This is a genomic window from Klebsiella sp. R445, assembly GCF_051131755.1.
GTDB classification, from domain to species: domain Bacteria; phylum Pseudomonadota; class Gammaproteobacteria; order Enterobacterales; family Enterobacteriaceae; genus Klebsiella; species Klebsiella lignicola.
Genome location: NZ_CP180446.1, coordinates 1,608,052 through 1,630,963, shown reverse-complemented (window position 1 = coordinate 1,630,963; position 22,912 = coordinate 1,608,052). Strand labels below are relative to the sequence as shown.

General features: G+C 53.4%; 21 protein-coding genes, 5 tRNA genes and 2 other RNA genes. 26 read left to right on the top strand and 2 right to left on the bottom strand.

Annotated features, from left to right (window positions below; genetic code table 11):
- Positions 1-28: 28 nt before the first annotated feature.
- Both ACMYSN_RS07590 and ACMYSN_RS07585 read right to left on the bottom strand, forming a co-directional pair.
- Positions 29-1,315 (bottom strand): type II citrate synthase, encoded by a 1,287-nt coding sequence (locus ACMYSN_RS07590; protein ID WP_462497576.1) that lies wholly within the window; start codon positions 1,313-1,315, stop codon positions 29-31.
- A 181-nt stretch (positions 1,316-1,496) separates the two neighbouring features.
- Positions 1,497-1,628 carry a hypothetical protein gene (locus ACMYSN_RS07585; protein WP_419144718.1) on the bottom strand — a complete coding sequence of 44 codons (132 nt, stop codon included), beginning with the start codon at positions 1,626-1,628 and terminating at the stop codon, positions 1,497-1,499.
- Between the two features lie 324 nt (positions 1,629-1,952).
- Between ACMYSN_RS07585 and sdhC the strand changes: the two genes are divergently transcribed.
- From sdhC to ACMYSN_RS07455, 26 genes are all read left to right on the top strand, one after another.
- Positions 1,953-2,357, top strand: a complete 405-nt coding sequence (gene sdhC, locus ACMYSN_RS07580) for a succinate dehydrogenase cytochrome b556 subunit (RefSeq protein WP_165905667.1) — start codon at positions 1,953-1,955, stop codon at positions 2,355-2,357.
- The gene (sdhD, locus tag ACMYSN_RS07575; protein WP_123755993.1) at positions 2,351-2,698 is read left to right on the top strand and encodes a succinate dehydrogenase membrane anchor subunit; all 348 of its coding nucleotides are present in this window, start codon (positions 2,351-2,353) and stop codon (positions 2,696-2,698) included. Before sdhC ends, sdhD begins: the two co-directional genes overlap by 7 nt.
- Entirely contained in the window at positions 2,698-4,464 is a 1,767-nt protein-coding gene (sdhA, locus tag ACMYSN_RS07570; RefSeq protein WP_462497575.1) for a succinate dehydrogenase flavoprotein subunit, read from the top strand. The genes sdhD and sdhA overlap by 1 nt, the downstream gene beginning before the upstream one ends.
- A gap of 15 nt (positions 4,465-4,479) precedes the next feature.
- Positions 4,480-5,196: a succinate dehydrogenase iron-sulfur subunit SdhB gene (gene sdhB / locus ACMYSN_RS07565; RefSeq protein WP_123755995.1), complete on the top strand. Its 717-nt coding sequence runs from the start codon at positions 4,480-4,482 to the stop codon at positions 5,194-5,196.
- A 374-nt stretch (positions 5,197-5,570) separates the two neighbouring features.
- Complete coding sequence (gene sucA, locus ACMYSN_RS07560; protein ID WP_462497574.1) at positions 5,571-8,378, top strand: 2-oxoglutarate dehydrogenase family protein; 2,808 nt, start codon at positions 5,571-5,573, stop codon at positions 8,376-8,378.
- Between the two features lie 14 nt (positions 8,379-8,392).
- On the top strand, positions 8,393-9,616 hold the full coding sequence (gene odhB / locus ACMYSN_RS07555; RefSeq protein WP_123755997.1) for a 2-oxoglutarate dehydrogenase complex dihydrolipoyllysine-residue succinyltransferase: 1,224 nt from the start codon (positions 8,393-8,395) through the stop codon (positions 9,614-9,616).
- 116 nt (positions 9,617-9,732) lie between these two features.
- Positions 9,733-10,899 (top strand): ADP-forming succinate--CoA ligase subunit beta, encoded by a 1,167-nt coding sequence (gene sucC, locus ACMYSN_RS07550; protein ID WP_123755998.1) that lies wholly within the window; start codon positions 9,733-9,735, stop codon positions 10,897-10,899.
- Positions 10,899-11,768 carry a succinate--CoA ligase subunit alpha gene (gene sucD / locus ACMYSN_RS07545; protein ID WP_123755999.1) on the top strand — a complete coding sequence of 290 codons (870 nt, stop codon included), beginning with the start codon at positions 10,899-10,901 and terminating at the stop codon, positions 11,766-11,768. Before sucC ends, sucD begins: the two co-directional genes overlap by 1 nt.
- Positions 11,769-12,606: 838 nt before the next feature.
- Complete coding sequence (gene cydA / locus ACMYSN_RS07540; RefSeq protein WP_462498219.1) at positions 12,607-14,175, top strand: cytochrome bd-I ubiquinol oxidase subunit I; 1,569 nt, start codon at positions 12,607-12,609, stop codon at positions 14,173-14,175.
- Between the two features lie 15 nt (positions 14,176-14,190).
- On the top strand, positions 14,191-15,330 hold the full coding sequence (gene cydB / locus ACMYSN_RS07535) for a cytochrome d ubiquinol oxidase subunit II (RefSeq protein ID WP_462497573.1): 1,140 nt from the start codon (positions 14,191-14,193) through the stop codon (positions 15,328-15,330).
- 15 nt (positions 15,331-15,345) lie between these two features.
- Positions 15,346-15,459: a cytochrome bd-I oxidase subunit CydX gene (cydX, locus tag ACMYSN_RS07530; protein WP_004100325.1), complete on the top strand. Its 114-nt coding sequence runs from the start codon at positions 15,346-15,348 to the stop codon at positions 15,457-15,459.
- Positions 15,459-15,752, top strand: a complete 294-nt coding sequence (gene ybgE / locus ACMYSN_RS07525) for a cyd operon protein YbgE (protein ID WP_462497572.1) — start codon at positions 15,459-15,461, stop codon at positions 15,750-15,752. The genes cydX and ybgE overlap by 1 nt, the downstream gene beginning before the upstream one ends.
- 160 nt (positions 15,753-15,912) lie before the next feature.
- Entirely contained in the window at positions 15,913-16,317 is a 405-nt protein-coding gene (gene ybgC, locus ACMYSN_RS07520; RefSeq protein WP_004859689.1) for a tol-pal system-associated acyl-CoA thioesterase, read from the top strand.
- A complete protein-coding gene (tolQ, locus tag ACMYSN_RS07515) occupies positions 16,314-17,006 on the top strand; it encodes a Tol-Pal system protein TolQ (RefSeq protein ID WP_123756003.1) in 693 nt (230 codons plus the stop codon). Before ybgC ends, tolQ begins: the two co-directional genes overlap by 4 nt.
- A 3-nt stretch (positions 17,007-17,009) precedes the next feature.
- Positions 17,010-17,438: a colicin uptake protein TolR gene (gene tolR, locus ACMYSN_RS07510; protein WP_123756004.1), complete on the top strand. Its 429-nt coding sequence runs from the start codon at positions 17,010-17,012 to the stop codon at positions 17,436-17,438.
- 103 nt (positions 17,439-17,541) lie between these two features.
- Positions 17,542-18,861 (top strand): cell envelope integrity protein TolA, encoded by a 1,320-nt coding sequence (tolA, locus tag ACMYSN_RS07505; protein WP_462497571.1) that lies wholly within the window; start codon positions 17,542-17,544, stop codon positions 18,859-18,861.
- Positions 18,862-18,990: 129 nt separating this feature from the next.
- The gene (tolB, locus tag ACMYSN_RS07500) at positions 18,991-20,283 is read left to right on the top strand and encodes a Tol-Pal system beta propeller repeat protein TolB (protein ID WP_123756006.1); all 1,293 of its coding nucleotides are present in this window, start codon (positions 18,991-18,993) and stop codon (positions 20,281-20,283) included.
- Positions 20,284-20,317: 34 nt separating this feature from the next.
- Positions 20,318-20,842, top strand: a complete 525-nt coding sequence (gene pal, locus ACMYSN_RS07495) for a peptidoglycan-associated lipoprotein Pal (RefSeq protein WP_004859700.1) — start codon at positions 20,318-20,320, stop codon at positions 20,840-20,842.
- Positions 20,843-20,851: 9 nt separating this feature from the next.
- The gene (cpoB, locus tag ACMYSN_RS07490; protein ID WP_462497570.1) at positions 20,852-21,643 is read left to right on the top strand and encodes a tetratricopeptide repeat protein; all 792 of its coding nucleotides are present in this window, start codon (positions 20,852-20,854) and stop codon (positions 21,641-21,643) included.
- 162 nt (positions 21,644-21,805) lie between these two features.
- Positions 21,806-21,881, top strand: a tRNA-Lys gene (locus ACMYSN_RS07485).
- A gap of 127 nt (positions 21,882-22,008) precedes the next feature.
- Positions 22,009-22,084, top strand: a tRNA-Val gene (locus tag ACMYSN_RS07480).
- A gap of 3 nt (positions 22,085-22,087) precedes the next feature.
- A tRNA-Lys gene (locus tag ACMYSN_RS07475) sits at positions 22,088-22,163 on the top strand.
- A gap of 144 nt (positions 22,164-22,307) precedes the next feature.
- Positions 22,308-22,383, top strand: a tRNA-Lys gene (locus ACMYSN_RS07470).
- Positions 22,384-22,512: 129 nt separating this feature from the next.
- Positions 22,513-22,588 (top strand) — tRNA-Lys (locus ACMYSN_RS07465).
- 22 nt (positions 22,589-22,610) lie between these two features.
- A non-coding RNA gene (locus ACMYSN_RS07460) (RtT sRNA) lies at positions 22,611-22,745 on the top strand.
- Between the two features lie 22 nt (positions 22,746-22,767).
- A non-coding RNA gene (locus ACMYSN_RS07455) (RtT sRNA) lies at positions 22,768-22,902 on the top strand.
- The last annotated feature ends 10 nt before the right edge of the window (positions 22,903-22,912 follow it).

The window sequence follows — 22,912 nt, the reverse complement described above, 5'->3', positions numbered from 1 at the left end:
GGCGCGTTTTTTGTCGGTCGATCCGGACTTAGCCTTTGGCCACGTCGGATTTGAAATCGCGTTTTTCGTAGCCGGTATACAGCTGACGCGGACGCGCGATTTTCATACCGTCGCTGTGCATTTCGTTCCAGTGTGCAATCCAGCCCACGGTACGCGCCATCGCGAAGATAACGGTAAACATGGAGGACGGAATGCCCATCGCTTTCAGGATGATACCGGAGTAGAAATCGACGTTCGGGTAGAGTTTCTTCTCGATGAAGTACGGGTCGTTGAGCGCAATGTGCTCAAGCTCCATGGCCACTTCCAGCAGATCGTCTTTGGTGCCCAGTTCTTTCAGTACTTCATGGCAGGTTTCACGCATAACGGTGGCGCGCGGGTCGTAGTTTTTGTACACGCGGTGGCCAAAGCCCATCAGGCGGAAAGAGTCGTTCTTGTCTTTCGCGCGGCGGACAAATTCCGGAATGTGCTCAACGGAACTGATCTCTTCCAGCATCTTCAGTGCAGCTTCGTTCGCGCCACCGTGCGCCGGTCCCCACAGGGAGGCGATACCCGCAGCGATACAGGCGAACGGGTTCGCGCCAGATGAGCCTGCAGTACGGACGGTAGAGGTCGATGCGTTCTGTTCGTGGTCAGCGTGCAGGATCAGAATACGGTCCATAGCACGTTCCAGTACCGGGTTAACCTCATAGGTTTCACACGGTGTGGAGAACATCATATTCAGGAAGTTGCCCGCGTAGGAGAGGTCGTTGCGCGGATAGACGAAAGGCTGGCCGATTGAATATTTGTAACACATGGCTGCCATTGTCGGCATTTTAGACAGCAGACGGAACGCGGCGATATCACGGTGACGTGGATTATTGACATCCAGGGAGTCGTGATAGAACGCGGCCAGCGCACCGGTAATACCGCACATCACCGCCATCGGGTGAGAGTCGCGACGGAACGCGTGGAACAGACGGGTGATCTGCTCGTGAATCATGGTGTGGCGGGTAACGATAGTCTTGAATTCTTCGTACTGTTGCTGGTTCGGTTTTTCACCGTTCAGCAGGATGTAACACACTTCGAGGTAGTTGGACTCGGTCGCTAACTGATCGATCGGGAAACCACGGTGGAGCAGGATACCTTCATCACCGTCGATAAAAGTGATTTTAGATTCACAAGATGCGGTTGAAGTGAAACCAGGGTCAAAGGTGAAAACCCCTTTTGAACCAAGACTACGAATATCAATTACATCCTGACCGAGCGTGCCCTTTAGCACATCTAGTTCGATAGCAGTATCACCACCTAGGGTGATTTTTGCTTTAGTATCAGACATTTATGGTCTCCTTAGCGCCTTTATTGCTTAAGACTGCCTGGGGTGGATTTGCCTTCGGCCCGCGTCTGCTTACGTTACCAGTTTGTTATGTTGCACACAGCTCTGCGTCAGCGAAATGGGCAGGGTACAGAGCAAAGGCGCTTGATGGTACGTCTTCAGTCTACGACGAAATAGCAGCAAATCAGCGTTTTAGCAGTCCGAATTTGAAAATCTGTATACCACTAATAACTGTCCTGATTACATCGGTCAATACCAACACACTGTTGCATAACTTATTCTCAGGTGAAAGAGTGACCCCATAACTTTTGAGCATTATTGCATTTATCTGGTAATGGTTGTAACAAGAATGTTTAATATTTGTCAAATCAGGTGATTAAATTTTAAAATAATGTTGTTATCGTGACCTTGATCACTGTTCGGGACAAAACCCGACAAACTATATGTAGGTTAATTGTAATGATTTTGTGAACGTCCTATACTGCGGCCAGGTCTCCGGAACACCCTGCAATCCCGAGCCACCCAGCGTTGTCTGGTCACGTTTTAGCTCTTAATTAAGGGTTTAATCATGACCACAGGTTATAGAAAGGACGCTGTCTGACCCGCAAGCAGACCGGAGGAAGGAAACAATAAGAACAGCATGTGGGCGTTATTCATGGTAAGAAATGTGAAAAAACAAAGACCTGTCAATCTGGATCTGCAAACGATCCGGTTCCCAATCACTGCGATAGCGTCCATTCTCCATCGCGTTTCCGGTGTGATCACCTTCGTGGCGGTCGGAATTCTGCTTTGGTTGCTGGGCACCAGTCTTTCCTCTCCCGAAGGTTTCCTCGTGGCGTCATCCATCATGGATAGCTTCTTCGTGAAGTTTATCATGTGGGGCATTCTGACCGCGCTGGCATACCACGCCGTTGTGGGCATTCGCCACCTGATGATGGATTTTGGTTATCTGGAAGAAACCCTCGAAGTAGGGACACGCTCCGCTAAGATTTCTTTTGTTATTACTGTCGTGCTTTCACTTCTCGCAGGAGTCCTCGTATGGTAAGCAACGCCTCTGCACTGGGACGTAACGGCGTACATGACTTCATTCTGGTCCGTGCTACCGCCATCGTTCTGACCCTTTACATCATCTATATGGTCGGTTTTTTTGCCATCTCAGGTGACATTACATGGGAAGTCTGGACGGGCTTTTTCTCCTCCGCGTTCACTAAAGTCTTCACCCTGCTGGCTCTGATCTCCATTTTGATTCACGCGTGGATTGGGATGTGGCAGGTATTGACGGACTACGTTAAACCACTGGCTGTGCGCTTAGTTCTGCAACTGGTTATCGTTGCTGCGCTGGTGGCTTACGTTCTTTATGGATTTGTTGTGGTGTGGGGTGTGTGATGAAATTGCCAGTCAGAGAGTTTGATGCAGTTGTGATTGGTGCTGGTGGCGCAGGTATGCGCGCGGCACTGCAGATTTCCCAGAGCGGCCAGACCTGTGCGCTGCTCTCCAAAGTGTTCCCGACTCGTTCCCATACCGTTTCCGCGCAGGGTGGCATCACCGTCGCGCTCGGTAATACCCATGAAGATAACTGGGAATGGCACATGTACGACACCGTCAAAGGGTCGGACTATATTGGCGACCAGGATGCCATCGAGTATATGTGCAAAACCGGTCCGGAAGCGATTCTTGAACTGGACCATATGGGCCTGCCGTTCTCACGTCTTGATGACGGTACCATTTATCAGCGTCCGTTTGGCGGTCAGTCGAAGAACTTCGGCGGCGAGCAGGCGGCACGTACTGCGGCGGCGGCTGACCGTACCGGCCACGCACTGCTGCACACGCTGTACCAGCAGAACCTGAAAAACCACACCACGATTTTCTCCGAGTGGTATGCCCTGGACCTGGTGAAGAACGCCGATGGTGCCGTGGTGGGTTGTACCGCGCTGTGCATTGAAACCGGCGAAGTGGTTTACTTCAAAGCCCGTGCAACGGTCCTGGCGACCGGCGGCGCAGGCCGTATCTATCAATCCACCACCAACGCCCACATCAATACCGGTGACGGCGTCGGGATGGCTATCCGTGCCGGTGTTCCGGTACAGGATATGGAAATGTGGCAGTTCCACCCGACCGGTATCGCCGGCGCCGGGGTTCTGGTCACCGAAGGCTGCCGTGGTGAAGGCGGCTATCTGCTGAATAAACACGGCGAGCGCTTCATGGAGCGTTATGCGCCGAATGCTAAAGACCTGGCGGGTCGTGACGTGGTGGCGCGTTCCATCATGATCGAAATCCGTGAAGGCCGTGGCTGCGATGGTCCGTGGGGCCCGCATGCGAAACTGAAACTTGACCATCTGGGTAAAGAAGTTCTGGAATCCCGTCTGCCGGGTATCCTTGAGCTCTCCCGTACCTTCGCCCACGTTGACCCGGTGAAAGAGCCGATTCCGGTTATCCCAACCTGCCACTACATGATGGGCGGTATTCCGACCAAAGTGAGCGGCCAGGCATTGACCGTCAACGAGCAGGGTGAAGATGTGGTGATTCCGGGTCTGTTCGCGGTCGGTGAAATCGCCTGCGTATCGGTCCACGGTGCGAACCGTCTGGGCGGCAACTCGCTGCTTGACCTGGTGGTGTTTGGTCGTGCGGTGGGTCTGCATCTGCAGGAATCTATCGCCGAGCAGGGCGATCTGCGTGACGCGACGGAAGAAGAGATCGATGCATCTCTGGAACGTCTGAACCGCTGGAACGGTAACCGTAACGGCGAAGACCCGGTCGAAATCCGTAAAGCGCTGCAGGAATGTATGCAGCACAACTTCTCGGTATTCCGTGAAGGGGATGCGATGGCGAAGGGCCTTGAGCAGCTGAAAGCAATCCGCGAGCGCCTGAAAAATGCCCGTCTGGATGACACATCCAGCGAGTTCAATACCCAGCGTGTTGAGTGTCTGGAGCTGGATAACCTGATGGAAACCGCTTACGCCACTGCGGTGTCGGCAAACTTCCGTACCGAGAGCCGTGGCGCGCATAGCCGCTTCGACTTCCCGGAACGCGATGACGAAAACTGGCTGTGCCATTCCCTGTATCTGCCAGAGTCGGAATCCATGACGCGTCGTAGCGTCAACATGGAACCGAAACTGCGTCCGGCATTCCCGCCGAAGATTCGTACTTATTAATGCGGAGACAGGAATATGAAACTCGAGTTTTCAGTTTATCGTTATAACCCGGACGTAGACGATGCTCCGCATATGCAGGATTACACCCTGGAAGCGGAAGAAGGTCGTGACATGATGCTGCTCGATGCTCTGATGCAGCTGAAAGAAAAAGACCCGTCGCTCTCTTTCCGTCGTTCCTGCCGTGAAGGGGTTTGTGGCTCCGACGGTCTGAACATGAACGGCAAAAACGGTCTGGCGTGTATCACGCCGATCTCCGCGCTGAATCAGCCGGGTAAGAAGATTGTCATCCGTCCGCTGCCCGGTTTACCGGTAATCCGCGATTTGGTTGTGGACATGGGGCAATTCTATGCACAATATGAGAAGATTAAGCCTTACTTGTTGAATAATGGGCAAAATCCTCCGGCCCGCGAGCACCTGCAGAAGCCAGAGCAGCGTGAAAAACTCGATGGCCTGTACGAGTGTATTCTGTGCGCATGTTGTTCAACGTCTTGCCCGTCGTTCTGGTGGAACCCGGACAAGTTTATCGGCCCGGCCGGTCTGCTGGCAGCGTATCGTTTCCTGATCGACAGTCGCGATACCGAAACCGACAGCCGCCTGGAAGGGTTGAGCGATGCTTTCAGCGTATTCCGCTGTCACAGCATTATGAACTGCGTCAGTGTATGTCCAAAGGGGTTAAACCCGACGCGCGCCATCGGCCACATTAAGTCGATGCTGCTGCAGCGTAGTGCGTAAGTAACAAGGTTTGTCCCGGATGGCGCTATCGCTTATCCGGGCTACCACTAACCCTCTCCCAATGAGGAGAGGGGACAGGTAGCAGGAAATCTTTAAAAACCGCCAAATATGTACCAGTAATCAAGGCGTTCAGAGCGAGGTAAGACGGCAACTGAGCGCATCCCAGGGAGCATAGTGATGAACTATGTGACCGGGGTAAGCGAAGGCAGCCAACGCAACCGCAGCCTGAACGCAGAAGATTAATGGCAGTTTTTAAAGGTTCCTTAGCGGAAGAAACCACAACTCGTCCGCGACAAGTGAACCCCGGCACGTACAATTATTGTGCGTGGTAGTTTCTACGGCGAAATAAGCATATAAATGCTTAAGGGATCACGATGCAGAACGGCGCAATGAAAGCCTGGCTGGACTCTTCTTACCTCTCTGGTTCGAACCAGAGCTGGATAGAACAGCTCTATGAAGACTTCTTAACCGATCCTGACTCTGTTGACGCCAACTGGCGTTCTATGTTCCAGCAGTTACCTGGCACCGGAGTCAAACCGGATCAATTTCATTCGAAAACGCGTGATTATTTCCGTCGACTGGCGAAGGATGCCTCACGTTACACTTCTTCGATTTCCGACCCTGATACCAATGTGAAGCAGGTTAAAGTCCTGCAGCTCATCAACGCATATCGCTTCCGTGGTCACCAGCATGCGAATCTCGATCCGCTGGGACTGTGGAAACAAGACAGAGTAGCGGATCTCGATCCTGCCTACCACGATCTGACTGAGGCCGATTTCCAGGAAAGCTATAACGTAGGTTCTTTTGCCATCGGTAAAGACACGATGAAGCTGGGCGATCTGATCGCCGCGCTTAAGCAAACCTACTGCGGCGCAATCGGCGCAGAATACATGCATATCACCTCTACTGAAGAAAAACGCTGGATCCAGCAGCGCATCGAATCAGTAGCAGGGAAAGCCAGCTTTACCGCTGACGAGAAAAAACGCTTCCTGACCGAGCTGACCGCTGCGGAAGGGCTGGAACGTTATCTCGGCGCGAAATTCCCGGGTGCTAAACGCTTCTCGCTGGAAGGCGGTGATGCGCTGATCCCGATGCTCAAAGAGATGATTCGCCACGCTGGCAAGAGCGGTACCCGTGAAGTGGTTCTGGGTATGGCGCACCGTGGTCGTCTGAACGTGCTGGTCAACGTGCTGGGCAAACGCCCGCAGGAGCTGTTTGACGAATTCGCGGGTAAACATAAAGAACACCTCGGCACCGGTGACGTGAAGTACCATATGGGCTTCTCTTCCGACATGGAGACCGAAGGTGGCCTGGTGCACCTTGCACTGGCGTTTAACCCGTCACACCTCGAAATTGTCAGCCCGGTGGTTATCGGTTCCGTCCGCGCTCGTCTGGATCGCCTCGACGAGCCAAGCAGCAATAAAGTACTGCCGATTACTATCCACGGTGATGCCGCAGTGACCGGCCAGGGTGTGGTTCAGGAAACCCTGAACATGTCCAAGGCTCGTGGTTATGAAGTTGGCGGTACCGTGCGTATCGTTATCAACAACCAGGTGGGCTTTACTACCTCGAACCCGCTGGATGCGCGCTCTACGCCATACTGCACCGACATCGGTAAAATGGTTCAGGCACCGATCTTCCACGTCAACGCGGATGACCCGGAAGCGGTCGCTTTCGTTACCCGTCTGGCGCTGGATTTCCGCAATACCTTCAAACGCGATGTCTTCATCGACCTGGTGTGCTACCGCCGTCACGGCCATAACGAAGCCGATGAGCCGAGTGCAACCCAGCCGCTGATGTATCAGAAAATCAAAAAACATCCGACGCCGCGCAAAATCTACGCCGACAAACTTGAGCAGGATAAAGTGTCGACGCTGGAAGATGCCACCGAACAGGTTAACCTCTACCGTGATGCGCTGGATGCCGGCGAATGCGTGGTCGAGGAGTGGCGCCCGATGAACCTGCACTCCTTCACCTGGTCGCCGTACCTCAACCACGAATGGGATGAGAACTACCCGAGCACCGTGGAGATGAAACGTCTGCAGGAGCTGGCCAAACGCATCAGCACCGTGCCGGACAGCATCGAAATGCAGTCTCGCGTAGCGAAGATTTATGGCGATCGTCAGTCAATGGCTGCCGGTGAGAAGCTGTTCGACTGGGGCGCTGCGGAAAACCTGGCTTACGCCACGCTGGTTGATGAAGGGATCCCTATCCGTCTTTCCGGTGAAGACTCCGGTCGCGGTACCTTCTTCCACCGCCACTCGGTCATTCATAACCAGGTGAACGGTTCAACCTACACCCCGCTGCAGCATGTGCATAACAGCCAGGAACATTTCAAAGTCTGGGACTCCGTGCTGTCTGAAGAAGCGGTCCTGGCCTTCGAATACGGCTACGCTACTGCAGAACCACGCACGCTGACCATCTGGGAAGCGCAGTTCGGTGACTTTGCCAACGGCGCTCAGGTGGTTATCGACCAGTTCATCAGCTCCGGTGAGCAGAAGTGGGGCCGTATGTGCGGTCTGGTAATGCTGCTGCCGCACGGCTACGAAGGTCAGGGCCCGGAGCACTCCTCCGCGCGTCTGGAACGTTATCTGCAACTGTGTGCTGAACAAAACATGCAGGTCTGCGTCCCGTCAACGCCAGCTCAGGTTTACCACATGCTGCGTCGTCAGGCGCTGCGCGGTATGCGCCGTCCGTTGGTGGTGATGTCGCCGAAATCTCTGCTGCGTCACCCGCTGGCGGTTTCCAGCCTCGAAGAACTGGCGAACGGCACCTTCCAGCCGGCTATCGGCGAGATCGACGATCTCGATCCGAAAGGCGTGAAGCGTGTTGTGCTGTGCTCTGGTAAGGTTTACTACGACCTGCTGGAACAACGGCGTAAGAACGACCAAAAAGATGTCGCTATCGTGCGCGTAGAGCAGCTCTATCCGTTCCCGCATCAGGCGGTACAGGAAGCGCTGAAGCCTTATGCTCACGTCCATGACTTTGTCTGGTGCCAGGAAGAACCGCTCAACCAGGGCGCGTGGTACTGCAGCCAGCATCACTTCCGTGAAGTGATTCCATTTGGGGCCTCTCTGCGTTACGCAGGCCGCCCGGCCTCTGCCTCTCCGGCAGTAGGGTATATGTCCGTTCACCAGAAACAGCAACAAGATCTGGTCAATGACGCGCTGAACGTCGATTAATTAAAGGATACATAATGAGTAGCGTAGATATTCTGGTTCCCGATCTGCCTGAGTCCGTCGCTGATGCGACCGTTGCGACCTGGCATAAAAAACCGGGCGATAGCGTCCAGCGTGATGAAGTGCTGGTAGAAATCGAAACTGACAAAGTGGTACTGGAAGTACCGGCTTCAGCGGATGGCATTCTGGATGCAGTACTGGAAGATGAAGGTGCAACCGTGCTTTCTCGCCAGATCCTTGGTCGCCTTCGTGAAGGCAACAGTGCGGGCAAAGAGTCCGCCGCGAAAGCCGATGCGAAAGAGTCCACCCCGGCTCAGCGTCAACAGGCGTCTTTGGAAGAGCAGAGCAACGATGCCCTCAGCCCGGCGATCCGTCGCCTGCTGGCTGAGCACAGCCTCGATGCTAACGCTATCAAAGGCACCGGTGTTGGCGGTCGTCTGACCCGTGAAGATGTTGAGAAACATCTGGCAGCTGCACCGGCGAAAGCTGAAGCGAAAGCACCGGCAGCCGCCGCAGCCGCTCCTGTTGCACAACTGGGCCACCGTTCAGAAAAACGTGTTCCGATGACCCGTCTGCGCAAACGCGTTGCCGAGCGTCTGCTGGAAGCGAAAAACTCTACCGCCATGCTGACGACCTTTAACGAAGTCAACATGAAGCCGATTATGGATCTGCGTAAGCAGTACGGCGATGCCTTCGAGAAACGTCACGGTATCCGTCTGGGCTTTATGTCCTTCTACGTGAAAGCCGTGGTTGAAGCGCTGAAACGCTACCCGGAAGTGAACGCGTCCATCGATGGCGATGACGTGGTTTACCACAACTACTTCGACGTCAGTATGGCCGTTTCCACGCCGCGCGGTCTGGTAACACCGGTTCTGCGTGATGTTGACCTGCTGGGCATGGCGGACATCGAAAAGAATATTAAAGAGCTGGCAGTGAAAGGCCGTGACGGCAAGCTGACTGTAGATGACCTGATCGGCGGTAATTTCACCATTACCAACGGCGGCGTCTTCGGTTCTCTGATGTCCACGCCAATCATCAACCCACCGCAGAGCGCCATTCTGGGTATGCATGCCATCAAAGATCGCCCGATGGCGGTCAATGGCAAGGTGGAAATTCTGCCGATGATGTACCTGGCACTCTCCTACGACCACCGTCTGATTGACGGACGTGAATCGGTAGGCTTCCTGGTTGCTATTAAAGAACTGCTGGAAGACCCGACTCGTCTGCTGCTGGACGTGTAGTGATAATGGCCCGGAAGCGTTCAGCTCACCGGGCCAATAAAAACATCATCAGCGCTGTGGGCCTGCGGGCTTTACAGACTACATGATAACGATTACCTGAAGGATGGACTGAACACATGAACTTACATGAATATCAGGCAAAACAACTGTTTGCCCGCTATGGCTTACCGGCGCCGGTGGGTTATGCCTGTACTACTCCGCGTGAAGCAGAAGAAGCTGCATCAAAAATCGGTGCGGGTCCGTGGGTAGTGAAATGTCAGGTTCACGCTGGTGGCCGCGGTAAAGCGGGCGGTGTGAAAGTAGTTAACAGTAAAGAAGACATTCGCGCCTTTGCCGAGCATTGGCTGGGTAAACGTCTGGTGACCTACCAGACAGATGCTAACGGTCAGCCTGTTAACCAGATCCTGGTTGAAGCAGCGACTGATATCGCGAAAGAGCTGTATCTCGGTGCTGTTGTTGACCGTAGCTCCCGTCGCGTGGTGTTCATGGCCTCCACCGAAGGTGGCGTGGAAATCGAAAAAGTAGCAGAAGAAACGCCGCACCTGATCCACAAAATTGCCATCGATCCGCTGGCCGGCCCAATGCCGTACCAGGGTCGTGAGCTGGCGTTCAAACTGGGTCTGGAAGGTAAACAGGTTCAGCAGTTCACCAAAATCTTCATGGGTCTGGCGAACATTTTCCTGGAGCGCGACCTGGCGCTGATCGAAATTAACCCGCTGGTCATCACCAAGCAGGGCGACCTGATTTGCCTCGATGGCAAACTGGGCGCTGATGGCAACGCACTGTTCCGCCAGCCGGATCTGCGTGAAATGCGCGACCAGTCTCAGGAAGATCCGCGTGAAGCTCAGGCTGCACAGTGGGAACTGAACTACGTTGCGCTCGACGGCAACATCGGTTGCATGGTTAACGGCGCTGGCCTGGCGATGGGTACCATGGACATCGTTAAGCTGCACGGCGGCGAACCGGCTAACTTCCTCGACGTTGGCGGCGGCGCAACCAAAGAGCGCGTAACCGAAGCGTTCAAAATCATCCTCTCTGACGACAACGTTAAAGCGGTTCTGGTTAACATCTTCGGCGGTATCGTTCGCTGTGACCTGATTGCTGATGGCATCATCGGCGCGGTCGAAGAAGTGGGCGTTAACGTACCGGTTGTCGTACGTCTGGAAGGTAACAACGCCGAACTGGGCGCGAGAAAACTGGCTGACAGCGGCCTGAATATTATTGCAGCGAAAAGTCTGACGGACGCAGCACAGCAGGTTGTTGCCGCAGTGGAGGGGAAATAATGTCAGTTTTAATTAATAAAGATACCAAGGTTATCTGCCAGGGCTTCACCGGTAGCCAGGGTTCATTCCACTCTGAACAAGCGATTGCTTACGGTACTCAGATGGTTGGCGGCGTTACGCCAGGCAAAGGCGGCACCACGCATCTGGGCCTGCCGGTGTTCAACACCGTGCGCGAAGCCGTTGAAGCGACCGGCGCGACGGCGACCGTTATCTACGTTCCGGCTCCGTTCTGTAAAGACTCCATTCTGGAAGCGATCGACGCGGGCATTAAGCTGATCATCACCATCACCGAAGGTATCCCGACTCTGGATATGCTGACGGTGAAAGTGAAGCTGGATGAAGCTGGCGTGCGGATGATCGGTCCGAACTGCCCAGGTGTTATCACCCCAGGCGAGTGCAAAATCGGCATCATGCCGGGTCACATTCACAAGCCGGGTAAAGTGGGTATCGTTTCCCGTTCCGGTACGCTGACCTATGAAGCGGTTAAGCAGACCACCGACTATGGCTTCGGCCAGTCTACCTGCGTCGGTATCGGCGGTGACCCGATCCCAGGCTCTAACTTCATCGACATCCTGAAGATGTTCCAGGAAGACCCGCAGACTGAAGCGATCGTAATGATCGGTGAAATCGGCGGCAGCGCTGAAGAAGAAGCTGCAGCTTACATTAAAGATCACGTGACTAAGCCGGTTGTTGGCTACATCGCGGGCGTTACCGCGCCGAAAGGCAAGCGTATGGGCCACGCAGGCGCCATCATCGCTGGCGGTAAAGGTACGGCGGATGAGAAATTCGCAGCGCTGGAAGCAGCGGGTGTGAAAACCGTACGCAGCCTGGCTGATATCGGCGAAGCGCTGAAAGCCATCATCAAGTAAACCCTCTCTGCTCGTTGTGAGCAGTTAAATGTCCGATTTCGACATGGTTGGCCACCGTCAGGTGGCCTTTTTTATGCCTGCATTTCCCCGCATCAGCCATCGTGACAGGGGCATTCACCTGATGGTTTTATCGTTTTAGCCCGAGAAACCCTCGCTATTGTATTGATTTATCACCTTATTTTTATGATTGTCGTGTGATTATTTCCAGCCAGGGGAGGGCAGGGTTCTCGCGACTATTTTTGCTGGAAAAAGTAAAAGATAAAAATGATGACTTAATTGATGCTGTCTATTAGGCAAATTACTGTGAGGCGTCTAACATTATTCAGATCGGCGTTTTTTTTACGAAATTCGCCTTAACGTTAAAACATATTACCTGCAATTCTCATATCTCTCTTTTTGGTAACTATTGTTGGCATGTTTTAAACATGTATTTAACATTAGATTCACCATTATTCTTTGTTGGGATACATAATTAACATGCGTGGGAAAAATTGATTTATATCAATACTTAAAGCTTGGAAAAAATCCCAAAAAATCGTTAAATTGTCGCCAATCAAATTGGCCTAAACCGGGCAAATTCGCTATATATTGATCACTGTCGTAAATGTAAAACAGATTCAATAAAATCCTGTTTATTGTAAGGTTATTGCGGCGTAATATATTGGGGAATCAATTGGGTTTTTCGTTAACGTATTTGTAACCTTTGCGAGGAGCTGTTTCATCTGGTGACGAAACGGTAACGAAGCGGGAAGCAAGTTATTTTGTATTGGGGCATGCGTATGAGCTTACTGCGGTGGGTTCATTCTCGGAGTCTTCATGCGATGAGCAAGGAGTCATGATGTTAGATATAGTCGAACTGTCGCGCTTACAGTTTGCCTTGACCGCGATGTACCACTTCCTTTTTGTGCCACTGACGCTCGGTATGGCGTTCCTGCTGGCCATCATGGAAACGGTTTACGTCCTTTCCGGCAAACAAATTTATAAAGATATGACCAAGTTCTGGGGCAAGTTGTTTGGTATCAACTTTGCGCTGGGTGTGGCAACAGGTTTGACCATGGAGTTCCAGTTCGGGACAAACTGGTCGTATTACTCTCACTACGTGGGCGATATCTTCGGTGCGCCGCTGGCGATTGAAGGTCTGATGGCCTTCTTCCTGGAATCTACCTTTGTCGGCCTGTTCTTCTTCGGCTGGGATCGTCTGGGTAAAGTGCAGCACATGGCGGTAACCTGGCTGGTCGCGCTGGGCTCCAACATGTCAGCATTGTGGATCCTCGTCGCTAACGGGTGGATGCAAAACCCGATCGCATCAGACTTCAACTTCGAAACCATGCGCATGGAAATGGTCAGCTTCTCCGAGCTGGTCCTGAACCCTGTTGCCCAGGTGAAGTTTGTTCACACGGTAGCCTCCGGTTATGTCTGCGGCGCGATGTTCATTCTGGGCATCAGCTCCTACTACATGCTGCGCGGTCGTGACTTCGCCTTTGCTAAACGCTCCTTTGCTATCGCAGCCAGCTTCGGTATGGCCGCTATTCTCTCCGTTATTGTCCTCGGCGATGAATCCGGTTACGAAATGGGTGACGTGCAAAAAACCAAACTGGCGGCTATCGAAGCCGAATGGGAAACGCAGCCGGCTCCGGCGGCCTTTACCCTGTTTGGTATTCCTGACCAGGATGCACAGACTAACCACTTCGCAATTCAGATCCCTTACGCGCTGGGCATTATTGCCACCCGTTCGGTTGATAAGCCGGTTATCGGTCTGAAGGACCTGATGGCACAGCACGAAGAGCGTATCCGTAACGGGATGAAAGCTTACAGTCTGCTGGAAGAGCTGCGTGCTGGCTCCACCGATCCGGCGGTTCGCGATCGGTTCAACAACGTGAAAAAGGATCTGGGCTACGGTCTGCTGCTGAAACGCTATACCCCGAACGTTGCAGACGCGACGGAAGCACAAATCCAGCAGGCAACCAAAGACTCTATTCCGCGCGTTGCGCCGCTGTACTTCGCATTCCGTATTATGGTTGCCTGCGGCATCCTGATGCTGGGGATCATTGCTGCTTCCTTCTGGACGGTGCTTCGTAATCAGATTGGCGAGAAGAAATGGCTGCTGCGCATCGCGCTGTACGCGATGCCGCTGCCATGGATTGCCATCGAATCTGGTTGGTTCGTGGCGGAGTACGGCCGTCAGCCGTGGGCGATAGGTGAAGTGTTGCCGACTGCGGTGGCAAACTCGTCGCTGAGCGTGGGCGATCTGCTCTTCTCGATGCTGCTGATTTGTGGTCTGTACACCCTGTTCCTGGTGGCTGAATTGTACCTGATGTTCAAATTCGCACGCCGTGGACCAAGCAGCCTGAAAACTGGTCGCTACCACTTTGAGCAGTCTTCCACGACTACTCAGCCGGCACGCTAAGACAGGAGTCGTGAAATGATCGATTATGAAGTATTACGTTTAATCTGGTGGCTGCTGATCGGCGTACTGTTGATTGGTTTTGCCGTCACCGATGGTTTCGACATGGGGGTGGGCATGCTCACCCGCTTCCTCGGTCGCAATGACACCGAGCGTCGAATCATGATTAACTCCATCGCCCCGCACTGGGACGGAAACCAGGTGTGGCTGATCACCGCGGGCGGCGCGCTGTTTGCCGCCTGGCCGACGGTGTACGCTGCGGCGTTCTCCGGCTTCTATGTGGCGATGATCCTGGTGCTGGCTTCCTTGTTCTTCCGTCCGGTAGGTTTTGACTATCGTTCGAAGATTGAAGACACTCGCTGGCGTAACATGTGGGACTGGGGCATTTTCATCGGTAGCTTTGTACCGCCGCTGGTGATTGGTGTCGCATTCGGTAACCTGCTGCAGGGCGTACCGTTCCATATGGACGAGTATATGCGCCTGTACTACACCGGTAACTTCTTCCAGCTGCTGAACCCGTTTGGTCTGCTGGCCGGTATTGTTAGCGTGGCGATGATCCTGACCCAGGGCGCGACCTATCTGCAGATGCGTACCGTGGGTGAGTTGCACCTGCGTGCCCGCGTCACTTCTCAGGTTGCGGCGCTGGTTACTCTGGTGTGCTTCCTGCTGGCAGGGGTGTGGGTGGTTTACGGTATCGACGGTTACGTAGTAACCACCGCTATCGATCACTCTGCGCCGTCTAACCCGCTGACCAAAGAAGTTGCGCGTCAGGCTGGTGCATGGCTGGTTAACTTCCAGAACATGCCGGCACTGTGGATTATCCCGGCGCTGGGCGTAGTGCTGCCGCTGCTGACCATTGTGACTTCACGTCTGGAAAAAGGCGCGCTGGCGTTTGTTTTCTCTTCCGTGACCCTGGCGTGCATCATCCTGACCTCTGGGATTGCGATGTTCCCGTTCATCATGCCGTCCAGCACCATGATGAACGTTAGCCTGACCATGTGGGATGCAACCTCCAGCCAGCTGACGTTGAACGTGATGACCTACGCGGCGATTGTCTTCGTGCCGATTATTCTGGCGTACACCACCTGGTGTTACTGGAAAATGTTTGGCCGCATCACTCGCGAAGACATCGAAAAGAACACCCACTCGCTGTACTAAGGTAAGGAGCTATAAATGTGGTATTTCGCATGGATTTTGGGAACGCTTCTTGCCTGTGCTTTTGGCGTGATTACTGCGTTAGCGCTTGAGCACGTTGAAGCGACCAAAGCAGGTAAAGAAGAACATTGATGAGTAAAATTATCGCAATGATGTATGCGATAATGGACAAGCGCCCATTGAGGGCGCTTTCCTTATTGATGGCTCTGCTGTTGGCAGGGTGCATCATGTGGGATCCGTCGCGCTTCGCGGCGAAAACCAGTTCACTGGAGATCTGGCACGGGTTCCTGCTGATGTGGGCCGTGTGCGCCGGGGTTATCCACGGTGTGGGTTTCAGCCCGCGAGCCGTCCACTGGAAAGGGATTTTTTGTCCACTTATCGCTGATATTGTCCTCATTACAGGGCTGTTTTTTTTCTTCTTTTGAAAGAGAAGAGAATAAGAGAACTCTGTTATCCTCATGGGCTTGCATAAGCCCATAAAAATTTACTCGCTGTTTACTTTCTCCCATTCCCAACCACGTTCCCCGCGCGTATAGTAGCGAAGTTTGAAAGCACTACTCTTTTTTTGCATTACCGGGATGTAAAGTGAATACAACGCTGTTTCGATGGCCGGTACGTGTCTACTATGAAGACACCGATGCCGGTGGTGTGGTTTACCACGCCAGCTACGTCGCTTTTTATGAAAGAGCACGCACAGAGATGCTGCGCCACCATCACTTCAGTCAGCAGGTTCTGCTGGCTGAACGAGTTGCCTTCGTGGTTCGCAAAATGACGCTGGAATATTTTGCGCCCGCCAGACTCGACGATATGCTCGAAATCCAGACAGAAATCACCTCAATGCGAGGCACCTCTTTGGTTTTCACGCAGCGAATCGTCAACGCAGAGAATACAGTTTTGAATGAAGCTGAAGTTCTCATTGTGTGCGTTGATCCACTCTTAATGAAGCCTCGTGCGCTTCCCAAGTCTATTGTCGCGGAGTTTAAGCAGTGACTGACATGAATATCCTTGATTTGTTCCTGAAGGCGAGCCTTCTGGTTAAACTTATCATGTTGATTTTGATTGGTTTTTCTATCGCTTCCTGGGCTATCATTATTCAGAGAACGCGTATCCTCAATACGGCAAGCCGCGAAGCGGAAGCTTTTGAAGACAAATTCTGGTCGGGTATTGAGCTGTCTCGCCTGTATCAGGAAAGCCAGGGGCGTCGCGATAACCTGGTGGGGTCTGAACAAATTTTTTACAGCGGTTTCAAGGAGTTCGCCCGTTTGCATCGCGCAAACAGCCATGCGCCTGAAGCCGTGGTGGAGGGGGCGTCGCGTGCGATGCGTATCTCCATGAACCGCGAGCTGGAAACCCTGGAAACGCATATTCCGTTCCTCGGAACCGTCGGCTCCATCAGTCCGTATATCGGTCTGTTCGGTACCGTCTGGGGGATCATGCACGCCTTTATTGCACTCGGTGCGGTAAAACAGGCGACACTGCAGATGGTTGCGCCAGGTATTGCGGAAGCGCTTATCGCCACCGCAATTGGCCTGTTTGCGGCAATCCCGGCGGTCATGGCCTATAACCGTTTGAACCAGCGCGTGAACAAACTTGAACTGAACTACGACAACTTTATGGAAGAGTTCACCGCGATTCTGCACCGTCAGGCGTTTACCAGCAGCGAAAGCAATAAGGGGTAAGCCATGGCCAGAGCACGTGGACGCGGACGTCGCGAACTGAAGTCCGAGATCAACATCGTTCCGCTGCTGGATGTCCTGTTGGTGCTGTTGCTGATTTTTATGGCGACCGCACCGATCATTACGCAGAGCGTAGAGGTCGACCTGCCGGATGCGACGGAATCACAAGCGGTTAAAAGCAATGATGAGCCGCCGGTGATCGTTGAGGTTTCCGGCATCGGGCAGTACAGCGTAAAAGTGGGCCCGGAAACGCTGTCGCAACTGCCGCCAGAGCAGGTTATTGCTGAAGCGAAACGCCGACTCGACGCGAACGAGAAAACGGTGTTCCTGATCGGCGGTGCGAAAGACGTCCCTTACGATGAAATTATTAAAGCGCTTAACCTGTTGCATAGCGCAGGGGTTAAATCGGTTGGCTTAATGACCAAGCCTATTTAATCGCTTCAGATATGTGCGCCCGTGAGGCCGTTGGCGGCGAGAGTTACTGGCTCGCTGCCGGCAAGAACTGCGGGAACAGGCGAACAGTTTTTGGGAACCGATAGTGTCAAAGGCAACCGAACAAAACGACAAGCTTAAACGAGCGATCATAGTTTCAGTCGCGCTGCACATCATTCTGATCGCGCTGCTGATCTGGAGTTCGTTTGATGAGCATCTGGATACCTCAGCCGGTGGCGGTGGGGGTTCTTCCATTGATGCGGTGATGGTCGATCCTGGGGCGGTCGTGAATAACTACAACCGTCAGCAGCAGCAGCAGGCCAGTTCGCGTCGTGCCGCTGAGCAGCGCGAAAAGCAGGCTCAGCAGCAGGCGGAAGAACTGCGTGAAAAGCAGGCCGCAGAGCAAGAGCGCCTGAAGCAGCTTGAGCAGGATCGTCTGCAGGCGCAGGAAGCCGCTAAAGAAGCGAAAGAACAGCAGAAGCAGGCTGAAGAAGCCGCGGAGAAAGCGGCTGCTGCCGCGAAAGCCAAAGCAGATTCTCAGGCCAAAGAAGCGCAGGAAGCCGCAGCAAAAGCTGCCGCTGATGCGAAGGCGAAAGCCGATGCTCAGGCGAAAGTAGCGGAAGCTGCGGCAGCCAAAGCCGCCGCTGATGCGAAGAAACAGGCTGAAGCCGAAGCGGCGAAAGCCGCTGCAGATGCTCAGAAGAAAGCGGAAGCCGTAGCAGCGAAAGCCGCCGCGGACGCCGCGAAAAAAGCGCAGCAGCAGGCTGAGAAGCAAGCTAAGCAGGAAGCTGCTAAGCAGGCAGCAGCCGAGAAAGCCGCGGCTGAAAAAGCCGCCGCCCAGAAGGCAGCCTCTGAGAAAGCGGCCGCAGATAAAGCCGCCGCCGCAGAGAAAGCCGCAGCGGAAAAAGCAGAAAAAGCCGCAGCTGCCAAAGCCGCAGCAGCGGAAAAAGCTGCCGCTGATAAAGCAGCTAAGGCCGCCGCAGCGAAAGCAGCAGCAGCGAAAAAAGCGGCTGCCGCGAAAGATGCTGATGGCGTCGACGACCTGCTGGGTGACCTGAGTTCAGGTAAGAATGCGCCGAAAGGAAGCACCAGTGGTAGCAATGGTGGCTCATCTCCTGCTAAAGGAAGTAAACCTGGACAAGGTGGTGCGTCACAGGCCGAGATTGCCAATTATATTTCGCAGGTGCAGGCAGCGATTAAGGGGCATCTCTATGACTGGGATTCATACAAAGGCAAAATGTGTACGTTACGTGTGAATCTTGCTCAGGATGGAACGTTGTTGAATGTGAAATCTGAAGGCGGCGATCCGGCGTTTTGTCAGCAGATGCTGGCAGCGACGAGCCGAATGAGCAAATTCCCTAAACCGCCTTCACAGGCTGTTTATGAAACATTCAAAAACGCGCCGCTGGACTTTAAGCCGCAGTGATGTTTTTCCCCGTGCAAGCGGGGCAAAACAATCTATGGTAGTCACTGGGTTTTGGTAGTTTTGTATATTTGAGTTTGTTAACATTCTGCTAAATTATCGTGGGCTTTCCGCCCGGATAAGGGAGATATGATGAAGCAGGCATTACGAGTAGCATTTGGTTTTTTAATGCTGTGGGCGGCAGTGCTGCACGCAGAAGTACGTATCGAGATCACCCAAGGGGTGGACTCGGCGCGCCCGATCGGCGTTGTGCCGTTCCAGTGGGCTGGGCCGGGTGCTGCACCTGAAGATATTGGCGGTGTCGTGGCGGCTGACCTGCGTAACAGCGGTAAGTTCAACCCACTGGATCGCTCGCGTCTGCCTCAGCAACCGGGTACTGCACAAGAAGTGCAGCCGGCGGCATGGTCTGCGCTGGGTATCGATGCGGTCGTGGTTGGTCAGGTCACTGGTAACCCGGATGGCTCGTACAACGTAGCATACCAGCTGGTCGATACCGGCGGTGCTCCGGGGACGATTCTGGCGCAAAACTCTTATAAGGTCACTAAACAGTACCTGCGCTATGCGGCTCACACCGCCAGCGACGCGGTATTTGAGAAGCTGACTTCTATTAAGGGTGCGTTCCGTACTCGTATTGCGTACGTGGTGCAGACTAACGGCGGCCAGTTCCCGTACGAACTGCGCGTCTCTGACTACGATGGCTACAACCAGTTCACCGTTCACCGCTCACCACAGCCGCTGATGTCTCCGGCATGGTCTCCGGACGGTTCTAAACTGGCTTACGTTACCTTCGAAAGCGGTCGTTCAGCGCTGGTCGTGCAGACGCTGGCTAACGGCGCGGTGCGTCAGATTGCCTCTTTCCCGCAGCATAACGGGGCACCGGCCTTCTCGCCGGACGGCTCTAAACTGGCATTTGCGCTGTCAAAAACCGGTAGCCTGCAGCTGTATGTGATGGAACTGGGCTCTGGTCAGATTCGTCAGATAACTACCGGTCGCAGCAACAACACCGAACCAACCTGGTTCCCGGACAGCCAAAACCTGGCCTTTACGTCTGACCAGGCCGGTCGTCCGCAGGTGTACAAAGTCAGCATCGGCGGCGGTACTCCGCAGCGTATCTCCTGGGAAGGTTCTCAGAACCAGGATGCGGATGTCAGCAGCGACGGTAAATTTATGGTAATGGTGAGCTCGGCCAGCGGTCAGCAGCACATTGCCAAACAAGATCTGGTAGCGGGTGGCGTACAAGTTTTGTCGTCAACGTTCCTGGATGAAACGCCAAGTCTGGCACCTAACGGCACTATGGTAATCTACAGCTCTTCTCAGGGGATGGGATCCGTGCTGAATCTGGTTTCTACAGATGGGCGTTTCAAAGCGCGTCTTCCGGCGACTGATGGACAGGTCAAATTCCCTGCCTGGTCTCCGTATCTGTGATAATAAATAATTGATTATTAAAGGAATCAAAGAAATGCAACTGAACAAAGTGCTGAAAGGGCTGATGATCGCTCTGCCGGTTATGGCAATCGCGGCGTGTTCTTCTAACAAGAATGCCAGCAACGACCAGAGCGGTGAAGGCATGTTGGGTGCCGGCACTGGTATGGATGCTAACGCTAACGGTGGCAACATGTCTTCCGAAGAGCAAGCTCGTCTGCAAATGCAGCAGCTGCAGCAGAACAACATCGTTTACTTCGATCTGGACAAGTACGATATCCGTTCTGACTTCGCTGCAATGCTGGATGCGCACGCTAACTTCCTGCGTAGCAACCCATCCTACAAAGTGACCGTTGAAGGTCACGCGGATGAGCGCGGTACTCCGGAATACAACATCGCTCTGGGTGAGCGTCGTGCTAACGCCGTTAAGATGTATCTGCAGGGCAAAGGTGTTTCCGCCGACCAGATCTCCATCGTTTCTTACGGTAAAGAAAAACCTGCAGTACTGGGTCACGACGAAGCGGCTTACGCTAAAAACCGTCGCGCCGTACTGGTTTACTAAGAGAATTGCATGAGCAGTAACTTCAGACATCATCTGTTGAGTCTGTCGTTACTGGTTGGCATAGCGGCCCCTTGGGCCGCTTTTGCTCAGGCGCCAATCAGTAGTGTCGGCTCTGGCTCGGTCGAAGACCGCGTCACTCAGCTCGAGCGTATTTCTAACGCTCACAGCCAGCTTTTAACCCAACTTCAACAACAGCTCTCCGATAACCAAAATGATATTGATTCCCTGCGCGGTCAGATTCAGGAAAGCCAGTATCAGTTGAATCAGGTTGTTGAACGCCAGAAACAAATCCTGCTACAAATCGACGCTCTTGGTAGCGGCGGTGCAGCAGCAGGTTCCCAGACCTCATCGTCTGCGGGTGATCAGGGCGCAGCAGCAGCTACAGCGGCGCCAGCAGCCTCCTCAGGCGCTCCGGCGTCGAGCGGTGATGCAAATACTGATTACAACGCGGCGATTGCTCTGGTGAAGGATCCTTCGCGCCAGGATGACGCGATGGCGGCATTTCAGACTTTCGTTAAACAGTACCCGGATTCAACATATCAGCCGAACGCCAACTACTGGCTCGGTCAGTTGAATTACAATAAGGGGAAAAAAGACGATGCCGCGTACTATTTTGCTTCCGTGGTGAAAAATTACCCGAAATCCCCTAAAGCGCCAGATGCGATGTTTAAGGTTGGCGTGATCATGCAGGACAAAGGGGATACGGCGAAGGCAAAAGCCGTCTACCAGCAGGTCGTGAGTAAATTTCCCGGCACCGATGGTGCAAAACAAGCTCAGAAACGTCTTAACACGCTGGGATGATTATGGCATGACCAGAAATCGCATTATTTCTGGTCTTGTCGTGTGAATCCTAAGCAGTCAGATGTTTTTTATCGAAATACTTGTTGCGCTGAATTCTTAAATCAGTAATATATGCCGCCGTTGCCAAGGGATATCGAACAAGCCTGAAGCGGCAAAAAAAGTGGGTCGTTAGCTCAGTTGGTAGAGCAGTTGACTTTTAATCAATTGGTCGCAGGTTCGAATCCTGCACGACCCACCAATTAAAAAGTGGAATGCGGTAGTAAAACGTGAAGGATAACGTTGCGAGAGCAACGGCCCGTAGGGCGAGGCGAAGCCGAGTCATCCTGCACGACCAACCACTAATTAGCAGTATCCAGCGTAGTATCGGGTGATTAGCTCAGCTGGGAGAGCACCTCCCTTACAAGGAGGGGGTCGGCGGTTCGATCCCGTCATCACCCACCACTCGGGTCGTTAGCTCAGTTGGTAGAGCAGTTGACTTTTAATCAATTGGTCGCAGGTTCGAATCCTGCACGACCCACCAATTTAACATCGAACTCAGATGTTGAACGTGAAGGATAACGTTGCACAGCAACGGCCCGTAGGGCGAGCGAAAGCGAGTAATCCTGCACGACCCACCAATTTTTGATTGGTGATGAGTGAAGAATAATTCAGGTTGTACCCGAGCGGGTCGTTAGCTCAGTTGGTAGAGCAGTTGACTTTTAATCAATTGGTCGCAGGTTCGAATCCTGCACGACCCACCAATTTAACATCAAATGTTGATGTTAAATGTGAAGGATAACGTTGCACAGCAACGGCCCGTAGGGCGAGCGAAAGCGAGTCATCCTGCACAACCCACTATCCTGAATAATTAAAGCAGCAAATCCCGAAAGGGGTCGTTAGCTCAGTTGGTAGAGCAGTTGACTTTTAATCAATTGGTCGCAGGTTCGAATCCTGCACGACCCACCAATGTAAAAAGGCGCCCTAAAGGCGCCTTTTTGCTATGTGCAGAATTTGAAGATTCGAACCTGCCGCAGGTTCGGGTCAAGCGCAGCGAGACAACGGAGCCGTTTACGGCGACGGCCCGAAGGGCGAGCGACAGCGAGTCATCCTGCACGACCCACCAATGTAAAAAGGCGCCCTAAAGGCGCCTTTTTGCTATGAGTAGAATTTGAAGATTCGAACCTGCCGCAGGTTCGGGTCAAGCGAAGCGAGACAACGGAGCCGTTTACGGCGACGGCCCGAAGGGCGAGCGACAGCGAGTCATCCTGCACGACCCTCCAATGCAAAAAG